The 19,674-nt window shown below is 65.7% G+C and carries 18 protein-coding genes; 5 read left to right on the forward strand and 13 right to left on the reverse strand.

The window, feature by feature from the left end; translation table 11 throughout:
* Positions 1-11: 11 nt before the first annotated feature.
* From rpsD to truA, 4 genes are all read left to right on the forward strand, one after another.
* A complete protein-coding gene (gene rpsD / locus C1A30_RS11210) occupies positions 12-617 on the forward strand; it encodes a 30S ribosomal protein S4 (RefSeq protein ID WP_067794477.1) in 606 nt (201 codons plus the stop codon).
* A 76-nt stretch (positions 618-693) separates the two neighbouring features.
* Positions 694-1,746, forward strand: a complete 1,053-nt coding sequence (locus tag C1A30_RS11215) for a DNA-directed RNA polymerase subunit alpha (RefSeq protein WP_067794475.1) — start codon at positions 694-696, stop codon at positions 1,744-1,746.
* A 76-nt stretch (positions 1,747-1,822) separates the two neighbouring features.
* On the forward strand, positions 1,823-2,404 hold the full coding sequence (rplQ, locus tag C1A30_RS11220) for a 50S ribosomal protein L17 (RefSeq protein WP_101948409.1): 582 nt from the start codon (positions 1,823-1,825) through the stop codon (positions 2,402-2,404).
* A gap of 7 nt (positions 2,405-2,411) precedes the next feature.
* Positions 2,412-3,281 (forward strand): tRNA pseudouridine(38-40) synthase TruA, encoded by an 870-nt coding sequence (gene truA / locus C1A30_RS11225; protein ID WP_101948410.1) that lies wholly within the window; start codon positions 2,412-2,414, stop codon positions 3,279-3,281.
* Here truA and C1A30_RS11230 read toward each other — a convergent pair.
* From C1A30_RS11230 to C1A30_RS11245, 4 genes are all read right to left on the reverse strand, one after another.
* On the reverse strand, positions 3,278-3,928 hold the full coding sequence (locus C1A30_RS11230; RefSeq protein WP_369974152.1) for a cutinase family protein: 651 nt from the start codon (positions 3,926-3,928) through the stop codon (positions 3,278-3,280). The two genes, truA and C1A30_RS11230, sit on opposite strands and share 4 nt — an antisense overlap.
* A 99-nt stretch (positions 3,929-4,027) precedes the next feature.
* On the reverse strand, positions 4,028-4,678 hold the full coding sequence (locus tag C1A30_RS11235) for a cutinase family protein (protein WP_235010049.1): 651 nt from the start codon (positions 4,676-4,678) through the stop codon (positions 4,028-4,030).
* 30 nt (positions 4,679-4,708) lie between these two features.
* Positions 4,709-5,377 (reverse strand): cutinase family protein, encoded by a 669-nt coding sequence (locus C1A30_RS11240; protein WP_101950126.1) that lies wholly within the window; start codon positions 5,375-5,377, stop codon positions 4,709-4,711.
* A 25-nt stretch (positions 5,378-5,402) separates the two neighbouring features.
* Complete coding sequence (locus C1A30_RS11245; RefSeq protein ID WP_101948412.1) at positions 5,403-6,401, reverse strand: DMT family transporter; 999 nt, start codon at positions 6,399-6,401, stop codon at positions 5,403-5,405.
* Positions 6,402-6,476: 75 nt separating this feature from the next.
* On the opposite strand from C1A30_RS11245, the gene C1A30_RS11250 reads away from it, so the two are divergent.
* Positions 6,477-7,031 carry a CGNR zinc finger domain-containing protein gene (locus C1A30_RS11250; RefSeq protein ID WP_101950127.1) on the forward strand — a complete coding sequence of 185 codons (555 nt, stop codon included), beginning with the start codon at positions 6,477-6,479 and terminating at the stop codon, positions 7,029-7,031.
* Positions 7,032-7,036: 5 nt separating this feature from the next.
* On the opposite strand, the gene C1A30_RS11255 is transcribed toward C1A30_RS11250, so the two are convergent.
* From C1A30_RS11255 to C1A30_RS11295, 9 genes are all read right to left on the reverse strand, one after another.
* Entirely contained in the window at positions 7,037-9,985 is a 2,949-nt protein-coding gene (locus tag C1A30_RS11255; RefSeq protein WP_101948413.1) for an FAD-dependent oxidoreductase, read from the reverse strand.
* Positions 9,982-10,386 carry an SCP-2 sterol transfer family protein gene (locus tag C1A30_RS11260; protein ID WP_101948414.1) on the reverse strand — a complete coding sequence of 135 codons (405 nt, stop codon included), beginning with the start codon at positions 10,384-10,386 and terminating at the stop codon, positions 9,982-9,984. Before C1A30_RS11260 ends, C1A30_RS11255 begins: the two co-directional genes overlap by 4 nt.
* The gene (locus tag C1A30_RS11265; RefSeq protein ID WP_101948415.1) at positions 10,379-11,398 is read right to left on the reverse strand and encodes a hypothetical protein; all 1,020 of its coding nucleotides are present in this window, start codon (positions 11,396-11,398) and stop codon (positions 10,379-10,381) included. Before C1A30_RS11265 ends, C1A30_RS11260 begins: the two co-directional genes overlap by 8 nt.
* On the reverse strand, positions 11,395-11,676 hold the full coding sequence (locus C1A30_RS11270) for a hypothetical protein (RefSeq protein ID WP_101948416.1): 282 nt from the start codon (positions 11,674-11,676) through the stop codon (positions 11,395-11,397). Before C1A30_RS11270 ends, C1A30_RS11265 begins: the two co-directional genes overlap by 4 nt.
* Complete coding sequence (locus C1A30_RS11275; protein WP_101948417.1) at positions 11,673-12,131, reverse strand: hypothetical protein; 459 nt, start codon at positions 12,129-12,131, stop codon at positions 11,673-11,675. The genes C1A30_RS11270 and C1A30_RS11275 overlap by 4 nt, the downstream gene beginning before the upstream one ends.
* Positions 12,128-13,312 carry a polyprenyl synthetase family protein gene (locus C1A30_RS11280; protein WP_101948418.1) on the reverse strand — a complete coding sequence of 395 codons (1,185 nt, stop codon included), beginning with the start codon at positions 13,310-13,312 and terminating at the stop codon, positions 12,128-12,130. Before C1A30_RS11280 ends, C1A30_RS11275 begins: the two co-directional genes overlap by 4 nt.
* The gene (locus tag C1A30_RS11285; protein ID WP_101948419.1) at positions 13,293-14,111 is read right to left on the reverse strand and encodes a hypothetical protein; all 819 of its coding nucleotides are present in this window, start codon (positions 14,109-14,111) and stop codon (positions 13,293-13,295) included. The genes C1A30_RS11280 and C1A30_RS11285 overlap by 20 nt, the downstream gene beginning before the upstream one ends.
* A gap of 78 nt (positions 14,112-14,189) precedes the next feature.
* Positions 14,190-18,491 (reverse strand): AAA family ATPase, encoded by a 4,302-nt coding sequence (locus C1A30_RS11290; protein WP_101948420.1) that lies wholly within the window; start codon positions 18,489-18,491, stop codon positions 14,190-14,192.
* 136 nt (positions 18,492-18,627) lie between these two features.
* Complete coding sequence (locus C1A30_RS11295; protein WP_101948421.1) at positions 18,628-19,635, reverse strand: DUF4331 family protein; 1,008 nt, start codon at positions 19,633-19,635, stop codon at positions 18,628-18,630.
* Positions 19,636-19,674 lie beyond the last annotated feature (39 nt).

Raw genomic sequence — 19,674 nt, forward strand, 5'->3', positions numbered from 1 at the left:
GAATCTGACTTATGGCTCGTTACACGGGACCCGCCACCCGCAAGTCGCGCCGCTTCGGCGTCGACCTGGTCGGCGGCGATCAGTCGTTCGAGAAGCGCCCCTACCCGCCCGGTCAGCACGGCCGTGCGCGGGTCAAGGAGAGCGAGTACCGCCAGCAGCTGCAGGAGAAGCAGAAGGCCCGCTTCTCCTACGGCGTGATGGAGAAGCAGTTCCGCCGCTACTACGAAGAGGCCAACCGGCTGCCCGGCAAGACCGGTGACAACCTGCTGCGCATCCTCGAGAGCCGGCTCGACAACGTGATCTACCGTGCCGGCCTGGCCCGAACGCGTCGCATGGCGCGGCAGCTGGTCAGCCACGGCCACTTCACCGTCAACGGCGTCAAGGTGGACATCCCGAGCTACCGGGTGTCGCAGTACGACATCATCGACGTCAAGCCGAAGTCGCTGAACACGTTGCCGTTCGAAGTCGCACGCGAGACCGCGGGCGACCGTCCGATCCCAGGCTGGCTGCAGGTGGTCGGCGAGCGTCAGCGGATCCTGGTGCACCAGTTGCCGGAGCGCGCGCAGATCGATATCCCGCTGCAGGAGCAGCTGATCGTCGAGCTGTACTCGAAGTAAGACTTCTTTCGCGGTAACCGCCGCGGGAGAACCCAAACGGCATCAAATAGCGGGTGCCGAGGAGGAGAAGAAGAAAATGCTGATTTCTCAGCGACCCACCCTGTCCGAAGAGGTCAAGTCCGAGAACCGGTCGCAGTTCGTCATCGAGCCGCTGGAGCCCGGATTCGGTTACACGCTTGGCAATTCGCTTCGGCGCACGCTGCTGTCGTCCATCCCGGGCGCGGCGGTCACCAGCATTCGCATCGACGGTGTGCTGCACGAGTTCACCACCGTCCCCGGGGTCAAGGAAGACGTCACCGACATCATCCTGAACCTCAAGGGTCTGGTCGTGTCGTCCGAGGAGGACGAGCCGGTCACCATGTACCTGCGTAAGCAGGGCCCGGGTGAGGTCACCGCGGGTGACATCGTTCCGCCTGCCGGTGTGACGGTGCACAACCCCGAGATGCACATCGCGACGCTGAACGACAAGGGCAAGCTCGAGGTCGAGCTGGTCGTCGAGCGCGGCCGCGGCTACGTGCCAGCCGTGCAGAACAAGGCGTCGGGTGCCGAAATCGGCCGCATCCCAGTCGATTCCATCTACTCGCCGGTGCTGAAGGTCACCTACAAGGTGGAGGCCACCCGCGTCGAGCAGCGCACCGACTTCGACAAGCTGATCCTCGACGTCGAGACCAAGAGTTCGATCACCGCTCGGGACGCGCTGGCGTCGGCGGGTAAGACGCTGGTCGAATTGTTCGGTCTGGCACGCGAACTCAACGTCGAAGCCGAGGGCATCGAGATCGGCCCGTCGCCTGCCGAGGCGGATCACATCGCCAGCTTCGCGCTGCCGATCGACGATCTGGACCTCACGGTGCGGTCGTACAACTGCCTCAAGCGCGAGGGTGTGCACACGGTGGGCGAGCTCGTGGCCCGCACGGAGTCCGATCTGCTGGACATCCGCAACTTCGGCCAGAAGTCCATCGACGAGGTGAAGATCAAGCTGCATCAGCTGGGTCTCTCGCTGAAGGACAGCCCGGCCACCTTCGATCCGTCCGAGGTCGCCGGTTACGACGTTGCCACCGGCACCTGGAACAGTGACGCCGGCTACGACCTGGACGACAACCAGGACTACGCCGAAACTGAACAGCTCTAAGAAGTAATCCGTCCCGGCCCTACCTGATACGGGGGTCGGCCCCACATAGGAGAAGTCGCAATGCCTGAGGTTCAAAATGCCTAAGCCCACCAAGGGCCCTCGCCTCGGCGGGTCGTCCTCGCACCAGAAGGCGATTCTGGCCAACCTGGCCACGTCGCTGTTCGAGCACGGCCGGATCAAGACGACCGAGCCCAAGGCTCGGGCCTTGCGGCCCTATGCGGAGAAGCTGATCACCCACGCCAAGAAGGGTGCGCTGCACAACCGGCGTGAGGTGATGAAGAAGATCCGCGACAAGGACGTGGTGCACGCCCTGTTCGCCGAAATCGGGCCGTTCTACGCCGACCGTAACGGCGGCTACACCCGCATCATCAAGGTCGAGAACCGCAAGGGCGACAACGCCCCGATGGCGGTCATCGAACTGGTGCGGGAGAAGACGGTGACCGACGAGGCCAACAGGGCGCGTCGCGCCGCCGCCTCGAAGAAGGCCGCGCCTGCCAAGGCCGAGCCTGTTGCCGAGGACGCTGCTGCCGAGGACGCTGTGGTGGAGGACGCTCCGGCCGAGGTTGCGGAGTCGGTCGAGGAGGTCAAAGCGGAAGACGCGGCCATCGAGGACGCTCAGACCGCGGAGGCCGAAGCTGAGGCCGACGACGCCAAGTAGCGAAGCCATGAACGGGCCCGCCATCGATTCCGGTGGCGGGTTTGTTCGTCTTCGGCTCGATATCGCTTACGACGGAACCGAATTCGCCGGGTGGGCACTACAGGCCGGGCAGCGGACCGTCGCGGGCATTCTCGACGACGCACTGTCGACGGTGTTTCGCGTGCCTGTTCAATTGCGGGCGGCCGGACGCACCGACGCGGGCGTGCATGCGACGGCTCAGGTGGCGCACGTCGACGTTCCTTCCGACGCCCTGCCGAATGCGTCCCCGCGTACGACGCGCGAGGGGGACAGCGAGTTCCTGCCGCTGGTGCGTCGCCTTGCCCGGTTCCTGCCCGCCGATGTCCGGGTCCTCGGCATCAGCCGTGCGGCACCGGGTTTCGACGCCCGATTCTCGGCGCTGCGCAGGCACTACGTCTACCGGTTGTCGACCGCCCCGTACGGTGTCGAGCCTCAGGAGGCGCGGTTCGTGACGGCATGGCCCCGACCGCTGGACGTCGACGCGATGTCCGCGGCGTCACGACATCTCGTGGGACTGCACGACTTCGCCGCCTTCTGCCGACAGCGGGAGGGCGCCACCACGATTCGCGACCTGCAGCGGCTGGACTGGAAAAGGGACGGTGACCGGGTCACCGCCTACGTCAGCGCCGACGCGTTCTGCTGGTCGATGGTGAGGTCACTGGTCGGCGCGCTGCTGGCGGTCGGCGAGCATCGACGCGAACCAGACTGGTGCGCAGGGCTGTTGACCGTCACTCAGCGGTCCAGTGATTTCGCGGCGGCGCCGGCGCACGGCCTGACGTTGGTCGGGGTGGATTATCCGCCCGACGATCAACTGGAGGCGCGCACCACTGTCACACGAGACCTGCGCGTCATCGACTAGATGCGGCCAGCGACGAAATCCGCGGCCTGATTCGCCATGCCGGCACCGATGTACGCGTTGGCGAGGTGGGCGGGCCAGTTCGCTTCCCACGTATCGGGATCGGCCGGATTGCAGATCGGATCGGCACCGTGACACAACTCGATGGTCCTGTCGCGGTAGATCGGGTTGAAGTTGGTGATCGGGCCGACCCAGGCGACACCGTTACCGAACAGCGCGACGGCGGCGATGTGCTGATCCGCGCCGGGTGGCAGCGGGTTGTCGAACCCGAAGAACTCGAACGGCACCGCCAGCACGACATCGGTGACCGCCGCGCCCAGCGAGTACCCGCCCAGCACCAGTCGCGTATCGGGACAACTGTTGATCATCGATTGGATGTGGGCGCTCATGTCGTTGGCCCCGACATCGACCTGATTGTCGGCGGGATAACGGACCGCATAAACCGCGATGTTCTTGTTGGTCTTCGACCGCAGCGCGTTGACGAACGCGTTGCCCAGGACACCGACGCCCGGCGACTCCAGTCGGCCGCGGGCGAAGATCACCTCCACCGCTGGGCAGGCCGCAGCTGCCGACGGGATGGCGCCGCGGGTCGGTGCCAAGGCCGGCGCCATCAGACCGGTAGCAGCGAGAATCGCTGCACAAGCGACTATTAGACCTCGTCGGACCCGTCGGCGAGGGTCAAGATCAATCCCCACTTAGCCGATCCTAAATGACAGTGCGGACCTTCGCGTCAATATGAGGCCGGCTACTCACAGCAGACCTGCGACGAAGTTCGCCGCCTGATTGGTCGGCCCGCCCGGATAGGCCCGGTGCGCCGCGACGCTTTCCCCGTCGGTCTGGCAGATCGGGTCATTGGCATTGCACAGGTCGATGGCCCTGCCGCCGTAGACCGGGCTGACGGTCAGCGGGAGCCCCAGTTTCGCGGACGGGTTGCCGAACGCGGCGATGGCTGCGACGTGGTCGGGCACGTTCGCCGGCAGCGGGTTGTTGAAACCCAGCACCGGCATCGGCACCGCGCTGATGACGTCGATCACGGCTGCGCCCTGCGAATAGCCGCCGAGCACCAACCGGGTGTTGGGGCAGTTGTTGATCATGTACTGGATGTGCGCGCTGGCGTCGTTGGCGCCGTCGGCTGCCGCGAGGAAGTCGAAATTGGCGGGGTAGTTCACGGCATACGCGCCCACCGACCGGCCGCCGACCTTGTCGCGCAATGCGGAGACGAACGCGTCACCGACGTTGCCCAGGCCCGGTGCGTCGTTGGTGCCACGGGCGAACACCACTTCGATGTCAGGGCAGTCGTCGGCCGAAGCGACCCCAATTGGCATGGGCGACACCGTTGTTGCGAGGACACCGGCGCAGGCCGCGGCAGCGGCGACGGCGAGGCGGCGAATTCGATTCACAGGCACGACAAATGATAGCCGATAGCTGGGCTAAATGATGCCCGCGACGAAGTTCGCGGCCTGGTCCGTCAGCCCTGCGCTCACGTAATCGCTATGGGCGAACGGGTTCCGGCCGCGCGAGCAGATGGGATCGCCGTCCTTGCAGAGGTCGATGGCGCGACCGCCGAAGACCGACGAGGTGATCGGATTGCTGAACTTCGTCGCCGGGTTACCGAACACCGCCACCGCCGCGACATTGGGCACCAGATTGCTCGCCAGCGGCGGCGCGGACCCGATGTCACCGATCTTGTTGCCCAGCGGCGGGACGCCGGCCAGCATGTCGACCACGGCCGCTCCCTGCGAGTAGCCGCCGAGGACCAGCTTCGTCGAGGGGCAGGAGGCAGCCATCGTCGCGATGTGGTTGGCGGCGTCGGTGGCGCCGGTCGCCGCCTCGAGGAAGTCGTAGCTCGCGGGGTAGTTCACCGCGTAGGTGTTGAGGGTGCGGCCGCCGACGAGCCCTCTGAGCGTGTCGGCGAAGGCCTGCCCGGGATTTCCCAGCCCTGGTGCGTCATGTGTGCCGCGGGCGAAGATGACCTCGATGTCGGGGCAGGGATCCGCCGCTGCCGCCGGGGCGACCGCCAGCGTCGTGGCCGCGCCGACGAGGGTGGAGATGATCGCGGACAACCGGGCCGTTATGCGGAGCGAAGTCACGCCGGTCATCTTCACATATCTCGATCAACTGCGGCTAACCCTTTGCTCCTAACGCGGATCCGCTGACGGGGGCGTCAGGCCAGGACGCCTCGGCCAGCTTCTCGCTGCGATCGCCCTGTCGGGCCAGGGTCAGCCCGACGAGAACGACGATGCCGCCGACCGCCTGGCTCAGTGTGATGGCCTCGCCCAGCAACACCCAGGCCGCGAGCACGGCGAACATCACCTCGGACAGCCCGACCAGCGACGCGAACCGCGGCTGCAGCCGGGCGATGCCCATGATGCCCAGCGTGTAGGCGATCGCGGTCGGGATGAGTGCCAACGCGATGACGGGCACCAACCAAGATGTCGTCATCCCGGCGACCACCGCCGTGTTGGTGGTGAAGGTCAACGGCATCACGCCGGTGGCGCCGAGGACAGCGACAGCGGCCGCGCCGACGATCAGGCCTGCGGCCGACAAGGTGATCGGGTCGAGGCCGTCGCCGTCGGTGGCCACCGACGACGACATCACGAAGTAGCAGGCCGCGCAGACGGCGGCCGCCAGTGCCCAACCGACACCGATGAGGTTGATGTGTGCACCTGCAAACACGTTCAGCACCAACATGATTCCCGCGATGGCCAGTGCTACGCCGGTCAGCGTGAGTCCACTCGGCCGACGTCGCGTGGTGGCCCACACCCATCCGACCACCAGGATCGGCGCGGTGTATTCCAACAGCAGCGCGACACCTACCGACAGGTGCGCGACGGCGTTGAAGTAGCACAACTGTGCGCCTGCGATCGGGATCAGGCCGTAGGCGACGACGGTCTTGCCGTGGTGCAGCGCCTCGCTGACCCAGTCGCGCTTGACGATCGTCGCGAAGATCGCCATCAGCAGCGCCCCGCCCGCGAGCCGTGCCGTGACCGCCGCCGTCGGGCTCCAGCCGGACTCCATCAGCGACTTGGCGAACGGCCCTGAGGACCCGAAGGCGAAGGCGGAGCCGACCGCGAGCAACAATCCGAACCGGAAGTGGTCCACCGTTGACTGAGTCGTCGCCATGGCTGCACCTCCGGGATGTAATGAGTAAAATTCGCTTTGGTCGTGACGTTACGTCCAGAAGGGGTCATGGGTCAAATGCTTTTCAGTCATGACACCGAGCTCACACTGCGCGCTGCATGTGGGCTGGTCAACAGCGATCGGGTGGACGGTGAGTGCCTCGGCGACTTGGCCGCCCTCGACGCCTTCCTGGACGGCTACGGCTGGACCGGCCGCCGCGACCACGACGACGCCGAGTTGGCCTCGATTCATCGGCTGCGGGAGCGGCTCGGCAAGATCTGGGACGCGGCCGACGCCGAGGTGCGCGCCGTCGAGCAGGTGAACGCGCTGCTGAGCGACACCAAGGCGTCGCCGTGGCTGACCCGGCATCCCGAACAGCCGGAATGGCATCTACATCTGGCGTCGGTGCACGATCCGTTGTGGCAGCGCATGGGCGCCGAGATCGCGATGGCGCTGGCCGACTTGATCCGCATCGGGGAGTTGCGCCGGCTCAAGGTGTGCGCGGCGCCGGATTGCGATGCCGTGCTGGTCGACCTTTCGCGCAACCGCTCCGGCAAGTTCTGCGACACCGGCAACTGCGGCAACCGCCAGCATGTGGCCGCGTATCGGGAGCGTCGCGCGAAAGAGGGGTAGCGACGCTACTTGCTGCCCTGGCGCCCGGCAGCGCGCGGGACCGTGCGGGCGGCGGAGATCGAGTAGAGCGACTTGGGCACGGATTGCGCCGACGGCTTGGCAGCTGACTCCCGGACAGCCGCGGCTTCCTGCCGCATCGAGGTTTCGGGCCCGCGCCGGAGTCGCTCGATCTGATTGCCGAAGTCGTAAGTGGGCGCTGTCCATACTTCACGCTCCCGCGGCTTCCGGTTGAACAGGCTCAGGTCTGCAGGGCCTTGGCTGCCGCCGTGGCTCTGCGGCGCGAGTGCCACCACATCGGGCTCCGGCGGCGGCGTCGGGCTCGAGCCCTGATGTGTGACGGCTTGAAAATTCCTTCTGCTGCCGTCATCTCTGTCCGGTGGGATGGGACGGTGTTGACTGCTTTGGCCGGTCGAACCGGTGTCGTAGTAGTAGGGGGGTTGACCAGTCGGTGGCTGGCCCAGGCCTGGCCGTGCACCCGTCATCTGCTCGAGGTACTGCCGCCAGGCCTGCAGATAGCCGAACAACTGCTGGGTGTAGTCGGCCGGGGCGGGCGGCATCGGTGAGGCGGGTGGCATCGTCGGCATGACCGGCGGCGCCGTGGGCATCCCGGGCGTCATGGTCATCCATTGCTCCAAGAGCCGCTGCCAGGTCTGCAGAAAGCCGAGCAGCTGCTGGTTGTAATCGATTGGGGGCGTGAACATTTGTTGACCTCCAGCGAGTAGCGGGACGGAAGACGGTAGAGCCGGTGTGTCCAGCGGGTGGGGCAGCGACTGCTGGGTGAACTTCGAATCCAGTGTTCGCAGTGCGCGAGTGTCGGCGGGCTCCCGGTTTTCGATGTCGAATACGTAGCAGTAATCACCGGCCGGGGTGGGCAACCGGATCGGGCTCGACAGCCCCTGATCGAGGAAACCGTACGGGAACTCCCACCTGAGCGTGGTTCTCTCGCGACGATCGACACCGCCGGATTCCACCCAGATGTAATGGTCCAGAATGGCATTCACGGCGTGACGGCCCGACTCGCACGCGGCCTCCATCGATGTCATCCTGGTGAACGTCTTGTTCCAGGTGCCCGCGAAAACCACCGAATTGTTGTGCACCTGATAGCCGCCGTGACGGGCCTGCCAGACGTTTCGCTGCTCGAGATCCTTGAGCCAGCCGGCCTCCGACGGTGCGCTACTCCACGACGTTCCGTGCGGGTTCCACGGGTCGCTGCTGGGGCGATTGACCCAATCCCCAACGATCGGAACGAGATACGGCGTCTCGTTGCGGACGATGCGGCCTTGACCCTGCCCGGGTCCTATCTCCATGACCAGGCCGCGGTCCAACGCGTACCAAACCGGCCACGGCATGACCTCCTGCGGGGCGGATTCGGCATTGCTGGTCAGTGCGGCGACGATCTGGCGCCACACCTCGGCAGCGATCTCGTCGGGCGTGCAGTCACGGGCCGCCTTACCGCGGCCGAACTCGTCGACGAGATGGCGCGACGGGGTGTTGAAATCTCCGATATCGACTGAGAGCACCGAGACGTGGCCGTCGCGGTCCAGTATCGGTCGCCTTTCCCACATTCCGTGCTGGTTGATCGACGACAGGCCCCACTCCGTGCCCGCGTAGTACATGTGGCCCCGGAGCAGTTGGAACTCCGTGTCGAAGTAGTACTGGATGCCGCACAGTGTTTGGAACCGGTCCCACGGCACCCGGCCCAGTTGATCCATGGCATACGGATCCCGGCGAGATGTCGACCGCGTCTCCTGCGGTTGGAACGGCCCGTCGGGCGGGGGTGGGGAGGTGGCGAAGCCGTCCAGCCTGGCGACCGTGCCGCCCGTGCCCGCGGCCCGCAACGCGGAGGTGAGGTATTCGGCGGCCGGCGCGTCAAGGGCAACCACGGCGTAGTCCGGGTTGATCTGGGTACCGTCGGCCAGCGTGATCTGCGTGCGCGGTCTGAGGTGAGCTGGCCGGCCGGGGTCGAAGACCGGTGGATCGAGACATGTGGCCGCGGCGTGAACAAAGCGCACACCCAGCGCGGTGAGGTGGCGGTACCAATGGTCGAACCACGCCTCTGTGGTGGGACCGTTGAGCACGCCGTCGGCCTTGTCGTCGCGCCGCCCCATGTTCAGGTACAGCTGCAGGTAGGTGGTGATGTTGGTCCGCGCGTCTCCCCAACGTGGGTCGAACGCTGCCAGGACTCTAGGCATTTCGCGCAGCAGCGAATCGAAATTCTGGGTGTAGGAGTACCGGTTGATTCCGGTCCGGCTGTCGCGTCCGACGAAGAAGTCGTAGGACGACATGTTCTGCAGTTCCCGTGCGCGACGCAGCGGGCTGGTGACGAGGTAGCGCAGCAGCCTGCTTTGGAAGGTCGCGACATCGCTTGCGGTGAAACCCAATCCGGCGAGCTGGCTGAGGATGCTGAGGAATTCAGCAGGGCTGCGGGGTAACTCGCGGGGGAAGACCAGCGACGGCTTGCCCTCGACCGTGGTGCCCTGGGTGACCACTCGCCGGACGTTGTCCATGATCGTGCGCGAGGTCGGTATCCACTCCGTCGTGCCGTCGGCGGTCTCCATCGGTTCGTAGACCGGGATTCGGTTGAACAGGTCCCAGATGTGGAGGTAGTACGCCGGAAAGAACCGGAAGCCGTGTTCCCCTGCAACGGCTCGGCTAGGTGGGCGTGGCTGGCCACGCCGGCCAGGGAAGGGGCGCAACTCGGCTCGGCTTCCGTCGCGCGTACCCATCGTCGAGTACTGTGACGCGGCCAGGCCACCGAGCTTCACCGGCGGATATGTCCCCGCGGGTGCGGATCCGAGGCCATTGCGCTCGTCCCGTCGAGCTTCGTAGACCGTGACGACGAAGCCGCGCTCCGCGAGTTCGTGTGCGGCGGTGAGGCCTGCGATGCCGGCACCGAGGACTGCCACCGTGGGCCGGCGTTCGCACGATGCCGGCGTCGTTATGTGTTCGCTCATGGTGCCCCCGCCCGGAGTTCGGCCAGCAGTGCCGGCTGCGAGGACGCGCGGACAGCGGCGTGGACGTATGCCAACAGCGAGTCGTGAGCCTGCTGGACGTCATCGAGCGAGCCTCGGACGGTCACCGCGTCGGCTTCGACGGCCTCGCCGAGGCCCGCCCTCGCATCGATCACATCGAGAATCGCTTGCCGTGAGGTGCCGATCTGGACACCGGACATCTCGGCCGCGCCTACCGAGACCTGAACCGCGTCCCCGCCGCTCAGCGAGAAGACCTCGCCGTCGACGTCGATTTCGATCACCATCGGACCCAGCTGGTCGGCCAGCAGGCGATAACTGTCGGGCACCTCGTGGGCCAGGTGCTCGATCGATCGTCGAAGTAGCGACGAAACTCGTTCAGCCATAGAGGAACTCGAATACTCCCGTGCCGACTAAGTCGACGGGCTCGCCGTTGATCGACCCGCTGGCTCGTGCCGTGCCGCTTGTTTCACAGAGCACGGTCGAGCGGTTGAGCGACACTTCGCTCGGATGCGCCAGGCGGGCGTAGGACTGCGACCGAAACTCGGCGTGCACCGTGTCGCCTGCGCGTGTCGCTGCGATCTCGATGCGCTTGGGTACTCGCGGCACCTCGCCGTCCAGGAGCAACCGCATCGGTGGCGGCAGGGTGCAGTCCGGTGCGCGGTCGAGCAGGCCGTGTGTGCGCGTCTGCACCGCGGCGTGCCGGAATATCGCGGCGGGCTCGTCGTGGTGCCAGACGTAGAGCGCTTGGGACAGATAGCGCAGTCGGCTGCGGTCGGTCATCTGAAGGAACACCATCGACCACGGATCCTCATGTCCAGTAGGCAGAATCGTTCCCCAGGTCCACCCGAAGTCGTCGCCCCACCAGAACCGGCCCCAGTTGTGGTCGTGGTAGGCGAGATCGCCTTGGATGAGACGTTCCTGACCTCGGATCCGCAGCCATCCCTCAGCACGCAGCCTGGGCACGAAGAGCCAGCACATCCGGCCGTCTCCCACCGGTTGGTTGTTGACCACGAACGGCCGACTCGCCGAGGTGAAGTACACCTCACCGCGAATGTCGTGCTCTGACAAGTTGATTGCGACTCGGTAACCATCGGGCAGCACGGTCATCTTATTGTGGCCGATGGTTAGTTCGCCGAGATCGGCGGAGACGTCGAGTGCGTTGCCGAACCGCTCGATGGCGCCAGTCCACTTCTGGTCGTGCGCGATCACGATGACGCGTGGCGCAAGCCGCACCTGGTCGGCGCCGAACCTCTCGTTGGTGAGGCTGAAGTTGATGAGCAGCCGGAATCCGCGCCCGTGGATCACGAAGTGATGCCATTCCTTGAAGCCCGGGGGCCGGGCAGCCGAAAGGACGGGAGCGCGAAGGAAGTCACTGCCTGCGAGTGTCGCGGTCATCGCAGCCACCGCACATCCGGCGATTCGGGTGACGGCGTTTCGCTCGTCGAATCTATTTGCGCAGGAGCATGACTGGCCAGTCGTTCGACACCGTCGCCAAGGCGCGCCACGCCGAGCAGCAGGTGCACGAAGTCGCTTGGTTCGGCGGAACTCCCGGCCACGCGATTGGGATCGGCGGCCAGTGAGTGAACCAGCCTGCCCAACGCCGCCAGGCCAACCAGGTAGCTGATGAAGTTGCTCTGGTCGGCCAGCGCCTCACGCGGATCAGTGAGCGTCATGCGAACCCCTCGGGCCGCAGTCGGGAAAGGATCGAATCGTCGAGGCCGTGCCCGATGACAGCGTCGGCCAGCAGATCCGCCCAAGCGTCGGGCGCGGCGTTGGGCCCGGTGGGCCCGTCAAGAACGTTGAGGCTGACCGTTTCCCAAATGCGCCGAAGGTTTTCCACCGCTTCGGACGCCGCCAATGCGTCGCGCAATTGGGCCCCCTCGGGGGTTTCCGCGTAGCGGCGGCCCTCGGCGACCAGCAGGTCGTGCAGTCCTCGCGCGGCCGCGGGGTTGCCGAGAACTGCGCGGCGCGCGCCGAGCAACAGGTCGAAGATCGTCCGCTCTGTGCCGTCCGCCTCGTCCGGCGGGGCGGGCAGCAACCGCGGGGTCTCCTGCTCGATGAGGTTGAGCGTCAGTTCGCGGATGCGTTCGAGTTCCGCCAGCATGCTGATCAGGGTCTCCGGAGTCATCGGGTCCGCCCGTGCACGTAATCCACGAGGTTGGCCAGCGCGTCCCGGTGGCGGCTGTGCGGCAACCAGTCGAGATCGCCGAGCGCAGTTGCCGCTTGCCGCGCATGTCCAGCGGCGACGTCCCGGGCATGCTTGAACGAGCCGACGCGGTGCATCAGTTCGTATAGCCATCGAATATCGTTGAGGGTCTTCAGCTCTGACGGATAGTGCCCCTGCAGCCGAGCCGCGATTTCGTCCCGACCAGTCTGGGAGAGTTGGCCGCGGGCGGTGAGCCGGTCCAATAGTTCGGTCAACCCGAACTCGCCGTCAGCGCCAGGGCGCCGCTTGGCCAGGATCTGCAGCGCGCGCTCACGGTCGTTGGGTTCGGCGCATCGCAAGGTGTGCAACAACATCAGCGTCCGCTTGCCCTCCCAGAGGTCGCCGCCGATCTCCTTGCCGTACTCCTCGGGGTCCGCGCGCAGGTTCAGCAGGTCATCGGTGATCTGGAACGCCGCGCCGAGGTGTCGCCCCAGCGACTCCAGCGGTGCCAATCGCTCGGCATTGGCGCCGGCGGCGATCGCACCGGCCTGCAACGGCGTGATGAACGAGTACCAGCTGGTCTTGAGTTCCACCATCGCCAGGTAGTCGTCGTCGTCGAGCCGCCAGGTGTTGGACCGGACCCACTCGAGTTCCATCGCCTGCCCGTCGACGGTGAGGCGGGTCATCTTGGCGACAGCGCGCAGGATTCGCAGGGCGGCCCCGAGTCCGACGCGCTCGACGTTGTCGAGCAGTGGTTGCAGTGAAAGCGACAGCATGGCGTCGCCGACGTTGACGGCGATCGGCACGCCATGGTCGATGTGCAGTGTGGGTTTTCCTCTGCGCCACCAGGATTCGTCTTCGATATCGTCGTGAATGAGGAATGCGTTGTGGTACAGCTCGAGTGTGGCGGCGGTCGGCAGGATCGCCTCGAGGTGACCGCCGAGCCCGAGGCACATCGCGATGCTCAGGGCAGGCCGCAGCGCTTTGCCGCCGCGCAGCGGATAGTCGAGGATCAGGTCGTAGAGGGTGTTCGACTTCTGCTCGCTCGGCCCGTAGAGGCGTTTGATCTCGCCGTCGCACGCGTCCTTGCACGAGGCGAGGTAGTCGTCGAGGACTTCCGAGGCGGTCGGAACCGAACTTCGTTCAGGTGATTTTCTTGACACCGATGACGCCGTACTTATCTTTGATCCTTGGCGCGAAGCTGATGCGAACGGCGAGTTCGATAGCACCGGCCTGGGTTTCACCCACAACCTCAAGGCTCGGAGGAACGCTGACCGCGATGTCCACCGGTTCTTCGCCGGGCGACGCCGCAGCGGCGTCTCCGTGCGCTATCCGTTGACGCCGGCCCAGAAGGATCAGTGTTGCTTTGTCCCCGTCCGTGAGCTTGTCGGCGCGGTGCAACGAATTGACATTGGCCGCGGTGAGCAGCGGTTCGAGGACGGAATATCCACTGTCTAGCTGATTGAGCTTCGCGAGCCCGACCGTGTTCGTCAACAAGCACGACGGTGCCCGATATCCGTATTTCTCGGCCACCACTCGAGCATCGATGAGCGCGGTGAGAAGCTTGGGAACGGTTGCGGACTTGTTGTCCTCGGGGGCCGGTTGTGCTGCTGTTATGAGGTCGCCGATGACCTTGTCGTCGACGGCATTGGCGAGGTACACCGTCCGCGCGATCACGGCGGCAAGTAGCGAATCAGGCGTCGGCGCAGTTGCCTGCGCGAGCGTCACCAGAAACGAGACAGATAGCGGAGTGATAGGTACGGGATTTCCGCCAAGGGGGTTCGGATCTGGCGTAGTCGGCGGCGTGGTCTGCACCAACGACGCGACGTCGCTTCGAACCTTCGTCTGAGCTGGATCGCCGGTGTCCCAGCATGGGATGGCCTGCCAGGCAACACTGGACTGCTCGAACGTTTCCTGCACTGTTTGGTTGACAAGTGCCAAGCGCTCGGCGCTGAGATACATGACTACGACCCCCGACCTCGTAGAGATATGGCCTAGATCATCGCAGACACGATCAGCATGGGCTGCTGTTTGAGGCGACTATTTCTGCAGCAAGACGACGTCTTGGCCGGGATCCATCTCGCCACGGGCCACGGCGCCGCAGTGGGCCAGGTGCAGGGGAGCGACCGGGTCGTCGGGCAACAGCTGCCGGCAGCGTTCGAACGCGGCACGCGCGCGGCCGATATCGCCTGCGTCAAAAAAGGCGAAAGCCTCGTCGAACGCGGGCTGCGCGGCACGCTTCGCGTCCCGCATACCAGCCGAATCCTCGTTGTACACCTCGTAAATCGTCACCGGTCGGCGTCGGTTGACCACCATCACGCGTTCCATGCGACGGATGTCGAACTCTTCTGGATTCGTCAGCCCCGCACACGTCGCGTCGGAGATCAGCAGCCCCGACCCGTAGCGCTTGTTGGTGCTCTCGATGCGGGCGGCCAAGTTGACGGCGTCACCGATGGTGGTGAGCACCATCCGATTGACCCCACCGACGAGCCCGACTCCCACCGGGCCGGTATTGATGCCGATGCCTACTTTCAATTCCTCCGCACCCTGCGCGAGTCGCTCCTGGTTGTGCTCGCTCAACGATCGCAGCATGGCCAGCCCGGCCCGCAGCGCATCATCGGGCTCCGTGTCGAAGACCGCGACGATCTCGTCTCCTCGGACGTCCTGGATCATGCCATTGCAGCTGATGATCGGGACCTCCACCGTGCGCAAGAAGCCCGTCGCCAGATTGCTCGCCTCTGACACGCTGATGTCTTCAATCATCGTCGTGTAGCGCCGAATATCACTGATGAGCACCGTCATCTCGCGCTCGACTCGGTAGCCGCTGCGGACTCGGCTCAGGTCGTCGACGTCGAGGATGCGGAGCAACTCGTTGGGCACGAACCTCGACTGCGCGTCCATCAGGGACTGCCGGTGTTCGTCCGCGGCCCGCAGCCGTTCCTCCAGCTGGAAGTTCCACATCGGCGCGGCAGCCTGGGCGCACAGAAAGCCGACCGTCTCCTCGTCTTTGGCGCCGAACTTTCTGCCGGGCTGGTTGTGCTCGGCGTAGATCATGCCGATTGTTCTGGCCTGCACGCGAATCGGAGCGGCGAGAACAGCGGAGGTCGCCGCGGCGACGATGACGGGGGAGCCGCTGTCCGTGGCACGGCGGACGATGTCGGCGTCGTATGGCACCTCCGTCCACGGCCCTTCGACAATTGCGGTGCCGCCGCGCTCGCGGACAGCGCGTACCGAGAGATTGTCCGCATCTCCGGTGAAGAGCAGCACACGCGCTGCGCCGGTCGTGTCGGCGGCCGAGCCAACGATGATGGTGGCCAAGCTGTCCGGACTGCGCGCTGCCGACAGCGCGCGCAAGAGATGATGCGCACCGACCGGGTCGACCCCCGCCGAGTCCACTCCGACCAGGTCGCGGCTGGCGAGAAATGGATGTTCGCGGGCGAGCCAGTCCGCCCGCGTGGCCAAACCGATTCTCAACCAGCGCTCGTGGGCCCACCGCAGCATCTGCTCGCTGAGCAACCCGCGACCGGTTTCGGCGTAGAGGGCTGCCGCCTCTTCCTGGGCCCGCGCGCTGATTCCCGGCAGTTGGTTTTCCTCCGCCACTTTGATGGCCTGGTGAAGGAGGCGTTCCGCCTCGGTGTGGTGCCCACGCACGCGTTCCCACGCTCCCCGCACCAATGCGTAAGGAGCTCCGTAGTTTTCCGGTGAGCTCGACGCGGACTTGCGAAGCAACGTCAGTGTCTTACGGACGAAGCGGACCGTCGAACGCTCTCGCGGCGCGCACTGCATCATGCTCAGCGCGCCGATCATGTAGATGTACTGCGAGATCGGGGTGCCCGCCATACCGCCGATGTGTTCGATGGCGTCGTCAGTCAGAGCGACCGCGCCGGCGTCATCACCAGACCAGAAGTACAGTCCCTGCTTCATGGTCGCGACGGCACTGAGCGTCACCTCGTCGCCCTCGCGCTGTGCCGCGGGCACCACCTCCCGCTCGTCGTAGCCGGTTTCGCCGGCAAGCAGCATGGGGTCCTCACTGCGGCCCATCAAGTTCAGTGCCATCTGCTGACTGCCCTGGCAGAGCCTGCTCGGCACGGGTTGGGACCGGATCTGCGGGATCAGGGATTGGGCCAGGGCGTCGATCTCCGACATCGGGCGGCCCATGTAGAACGACTGGGAAATGAGCGACGCGACGAGGAATCCCGCGTACTCCTGGTCGCCTTGGTCAAGTGCCTGCTCGACGGCGGTGCGCAGCAGCTCTACACCGTCGCGAAGAGGATGGCGCCAGTGGCGGATGAAACTCGCATACATGAAAAGCGTCTGCGGGCGGGACTCCCTGAACTCCTGCCGCTCCGCTAGCTGCATCCCCACCTCGCCGAAACGTTGGCTGCCGCTGTGATCGCCGAGCATCACCAGCAGCAGTCCGTAACTCGCCAACACCAGCGGTGAGGACGGCGTATGACCATGCGCCAGAGTCAAATTCAGCTGCTTGTGGACCAGCAGCGGGAACAGGTTGGGCCGGGCGATGTACGACATGCTGCGCATCTCGGTGAGGATCCGCTGCATCTCGCCGACGATCGGGTCGTCGCAGTCCGGTAGCGCCAACAGACGTTCATTGCTCCAGCGGCGCATCGTCAGACGCATCTGGATCAGCGCCTTGCCCATTCGTGGCTTGCCCGCATCGGATGGCAGCGGCTCACCGAGTTCGTCGAGCGCGGCCAACCCGATGTCCATCGCGTCCTGAAGCCGATCCTCCGCAACCCGACCCTTGAGCCGGAGGTAGGCCAGCCGGGCGCGGTCAGCGGGATCGGCGAGGACCTCCGCGGCCTCGTCGATGAGCGCGTGCAGCACCGCGACGTCGCCGACGAGCAATGCGGCCTCGGCGGCGTCGAGCTGCAATTCGCGGCTGATCGCGAAGTGGGCGGCCCAGCGCTGGGCGCCGAGTAAGCCCAACGCGTTGCGGCAATAGTCAAGAGCCAGCGGGAACGACGCTTGGGCACGCGCCTTCCTGGCGGCACGCCGCAGCACGTCGATGAACCGGAAGCGCTCATCATCGGGCACTCCGTAGCCGCCGATGCCCGCGTGACGGGCCGCTTCGAACAATCGGTCGTCACCGAGCCCGACCAACCTCCGCGCGATTCGAAGATGCGTGTCACGCTGCGCGTCATCGGACAAGCCGACGCGCGCTGCCTCTGCCACCCGGTCATGGCTGAAGCGGTACCGGGCCTCGCGGCTGATCGCGTTGGCGATCCGTTGGCCGCGGCTGTCCACGGCCTCCAGCAGACGAAGTTCGAGAGCCGACCAAACTGCTTGAGCCACAACGTCAATCGGCCGACCCGCCGCTGCAGAGCCGTCGGCGAGGTCGAACTCACTGCCAATACACGCCAACGAACTCAACACCGCCCGGTCCGTCAACCGCAACTGATCGAGGTAGCTCCCGAGGAACTCGGCGGCCGTGCTACTGACTTCGATCGACGACAAGACACGTAGGTCCCAAGTCGGCCGCCCGCCGGTGCCAACCGGATCGAGTGCGCCTTCTCGTTGCGTGCGGTACAGCAGCTGACGAACCTGCAGCGGATTGCCCCCGGTCCGGCGGTGGAACTCGGTGGCGACGTCGCTGAGTTCCACTGCGCGACCGCACACGGCGGCAAGAAGCTCCTCGAGATCGTCGCGTGGCAACGGCTCCACGTCGATGCGGCGCAGGCCCGCGGTCGCGAAGCCCGCCGATTCCGGGTCGAACTCACCGGCGCGATGCGCACCGACGACCAGCACGTTGCGCATTGACACCGTCAACAACTCAGACATCAACAGCAGCGAGCCCTGATCCGCCCACTGCAGGTCATCGATCGCCAGGACCACCGGACGGTACGACGCGGTGATGGAGATCAGGCGGATCGCGGCACGCTGCAGTCGTCTGCGTGCGTCGGCGGCATCGAGGTCGGCTCCGTGAGGTGCATCGCCAAGCACGCGAGCGAGATCGGGCACCAGCTCGCCGAGGGCGCCGGCAAGCGTGGACATTCCGCTGACGAGGTCCGCTCGCCACTGGTCACGTTCCGCCGGGGCGGTGGCCTCCATGGTGCGGACCAGCGAGCCGAGCGCATCTCGCAACGCCGAATACGGCGCGGGTGCGCCGTCCCGGTACCGCCCGTAGGCGAACAGACAGCCGCGGTGGGAGACCTCGGCGCCGAATGCCTGCAGAACCGTCGACTTACCGACGCCGGGAACCCCGCTGATCAGCGCACATGTGCCGCCCTCGCGTCCAGCCGCTTCCACAGCGGCGCGGAGCTCGATCATCTCCTCACGGCGACCGACCACGCGGCCGTCGAGGTCGAGCACCGGAGCCGTCATGGCGTGCGGCCCGCCGACCGCGACGTGAAGCGCACTTGTCCCCCTCCAACCCCGAACTGTTCACTGATCGTAATGACCAGTTCCGCGAAAGGCGCGCGAGTTTATGCAGATCGGGTGGGTGATTCCCGGCGCTACGTCACTGGTGCGGCGGGCCCAGGTACGGGAATTCGGTGAGCGTGTCGGTATGCGGGCTCAGGCCAGAGGGTGGACATTCGCCCTTTGTCAGAAACGCCAACCGGTAGTCGATGACGTCGTCGGTGAAGACCCGTCCGTTCGGATACTTCGCCGGCTTGGAGGGGTTGAACGTCAACATGTCGGGCAGGGTGCCCTCGGTGTCGATCGCCTTGATGGCTTCGGCCCGCGAGTAGCCGCCGGTGTGACCGAGTTGGTGGATGAACATGTCGATCCAGCGCTCGCGGTCGTTGACCGGTTCGGTGGCGTTGTACTCCTCCTTGGTGTCGTCGGTGTTGAAGAAGCTGCAGACCGATGGATGACCTGCGCGGTCGACGTGCACCAGCTTGCCGTCCCTGCGCACGCTGCAGCGGCCCCAGATCCTGATGTCGGGGTCTGCGCCAAGGAAGCTGGTCGGCATTTCGATGGCCGTGGAGAAGACGTTGGCTGCGATGTTGGAATCGACACCGGTCCAAGGCGATTCGCCGGGCAGTGTCAGGTCGGTGAAGTTGCGCTTTCCCGAGGTGTCGAACAGGTTCTTGATGCCGTCGTAGTCGAAGAAGAACGCGTCGCTGCGGGCGCCCGCGAAGAACGTGAAGTCACCGGACGTCGCGATGTGTGGCTCGTCGCCGACGAACGACACCGGGACGTTCGAGAAGATCACTTCACCGACGGCCTCGGGTTCCTCGGCCTCGTCGTTGGCCGCCAGATAGACGTCGACGGTCTGCTTACCGTTGACAGGTTCGGAGAACACATAGCTGAAAGCGATGTCGTTCAACAGGTCTCCGTCGTTGTCGATCGCCACCCGGTAGATCGCGTCCGGGTGCAGCGCGTCGGCGAGCGGGTTGGCGTTCATGATGATCACCGTGCGAGTGGGGTCGGACGGCGAAACGAACGTGTAGAGATCGCAAAGATCGAGTCGTTGGTCGCCAAGCGGCGGCCCGAGGCTGAGCCCGGTGAAGTGGTTCGACATGGTGCAAAACGTACATCGCTGTCGAGGAGCGCGCCGAGG

Origin of the sequence: Mycobacterium sp. 3519A, from assembly GCF_900240945.1 — a bacterium.
Taxonomy (GTDB): domain Bacteria; phylum Actinomycetota; class Actinomycetes; order Mycobacteriales; family Mycobacteriaceae; genus Mycobacterium.

Coding starts and splice junctions, on each gene's coding strand:
- C1A30_RS11290 (WP_101948420.1), bottom strand. CDS start 18,491: ATGACGGCTCCGGTGCTCGACCTCGACGGCCGCGTGGTCGGTCGCCGT.
- rpsD (WP_067794477.1), top strand. CDS start 12: ATGGCTCGTTACACGGGACCCGCCACCCGCAAGTCGCGCCGCTTCGGC.
- rplQ (WP_101948409.1), top strand. CDS start 1,823: ATGCCTAAGCCCACCAAGGGCCCTCGCCTCGGCGGGTCGTCCTCGCAC.
- C1A30_RS11285 (WP_101948419.1), bottom strand. CDS start 14,111: ATGTATCTCAGCGCCGAGCGCTTGGCACTTGTCAACCAAACAGTGCAG.
- C1A30_RS11270 (WP_101948416.1), bottom strand. CDS start 11,676: ATGACGCTCACTGATCCGCGTGAGGCGCTGGCCGACCAGAGCAACTTC.
- C1A30_RS11275 (WP_101948417.1), bottom strand. CDS start 12,131: ATGACTCCGGAGACCCTGATCAGCATGCTGGCGGAACTCGAACGCATC.
- C1A30_RS11255 (WP_101948413.1), bottom strand. CDS start 9,985: ATGAGCGAACACATAACGACGCCGGCATCGTGCGAACGCCGGCCCACG.
- truA (WP_101948410.1), top strand. CDS start 2,412: ATGAACGGGCCCGCCATCGATTCCGGTGGCGGGTTTGTTCGTCTTCGG.
- C1A30_RS11265 (WP_101948415.1), bottom strand. CDS start 11,398: ATGACCGCGACACTCGCAGGCAGTGACTTCCTTCGCGCTCCCGTCCTT.
- C1A30_RS11245 (WP_101948412.1), bottom strand. CDS start 6,401: ATGGCGACGACTCAGTCAACGGTGGACCACTTCCGGTTCGGATTGTTG.
- C1A30_RS11215 (WP_067794475.1), top strand. CDS start 694: ATGCTGATTTCTCAGCGACCCACCCTGTCCGAAGAGGTCAAGTCCGAG.
- C1A30_RS11295 (WP_101948421.1), bottom strand. CDS start 19,635: ATGTCGAACCACTTCACCGGGCTCAGCCTCGGGCCGCCGCTTGGCGAC.
- C1A30_RS11240 (WP_101950126.1), bottom strand. CDS start 5,377: ATGACCGGCGTGACTTCGCTCCGCATAACGGCCCGGTTGTCCGCGATC.
- C1A30_RS11250 (WP_101950127.1), top strand. CDS start 6,477: ATGCTTTTCAGTCATGACACCGAGCTCACACTGCGCGCTGCATGTGGG.
- C1A30_RS11260 (WP_101948414.1), bottom strand. CDS start 10,386: ATGGCTGAACGAGTTTCGTCGCTACTTCGACGATCGATCGAGCACCTG.